Source organism: Mesorhizobium sp. P5_C1, from assembly GCF_054049815.1.
The window spans coordinates 1-944 of sequence record NZ_JBFULQ010001138.1 but is presented as its reverse complement, the minus strand read 5'-3'; the positions used below and the strand labels follow the sequence as shown (position 1 = coordinate 944).

Annotated in this window: 1 protein-coding gene; it reads right to left on the bottom strand. The window is 59.6% G+C overall.

Translation table 11 applies throughout. The annotated features are described in order from the left end of the window. A partial coding sequence (locus ACXJ7R_RS34425) for a class I adenylate-forming enzyme family protein (RefSeq protein WP_457155686.1) occupies positions 1 to 889 on the bottom strand: 889 nt, incomplete at its 3' end. Between the last annotated feature and the right edge of the window lie 55 nt (positions 890 to 944).

Genomic DNA, 944 nt, shown 5'->3' with positions numbered 1-944 from the left:
CATCCAGCAAAAAAACGCTCTCGGGTGCCTTATAGCCAACGCTGGCACGAGCGAAATGGATAAGCTCCTGCGGGGCTGGCTGCACGGCGCCTGGCTTGAAAGTTACGAACGCGTGGACATTTTCGCCATGGACGGTGTCAGGGACCCCGACAACTCCGGCGATTGCCACAGCGGGATGCCGCATAAGGGCTTCCTCGACGTCCTGCGGGCTGATGTTCGAGCCATCGTGTACGATGATCTGTTTTCGCCGCCCGCAGAACCAAAGGTATCCGTCCTCGTCTATCTTCATCACATCGCCGGTGTCCAGCCAGCCATCCCTGATGGTGGCACGCGTTGCATCTGCATCACCCCAATAGCCGACCATGTTGCAAGGTGAATTGATCCAAAGGCGCCCCTGAGCGCCGGGAGGCAGTTCATTGCCGTTATCGTCGCGGATGGATATCTGGTAGCCGACAATCTGACGCCCGATCGAACCCGCTTTGTTGAGCCCGTCAGGAGGGTTGATCGTGGCAACTCCAATTTCAGACATGCCGTACAGCTCATTGACGGACAAGCCGCTGAGCGCAGTAACTTCGAGCGCCAGCTCGAGCGGCACCTTATCGCCGCCGGCACAGAGCAGTCTGAATGACGAAAAGTCTTCGCGCCTGGCATTCTTCGCCCGAACCAACCCGAAGAGGACCGAGGGCAAAGCGATGAGTATGGTTGGGCGATGCTCGCGCAGCATCAACAGGAGCCTGGGTCCATCGAAGCTTGGCGGGACGACGACACGRGCGCCGGCTGCGAGTCCCATGAGAGCGTCCAGGAGCGCTCCGATGTGCGACATGGATCCGCTCAGCAGAACGATGTCGTCTGCCGCAGTTTGGCAGCCCTGTGCGAAGCTGGCAATCATACTGCCCAGACTTTCGAAACTATGGGCTACGCCCTTTGCCGGGCCGGTACTGCCC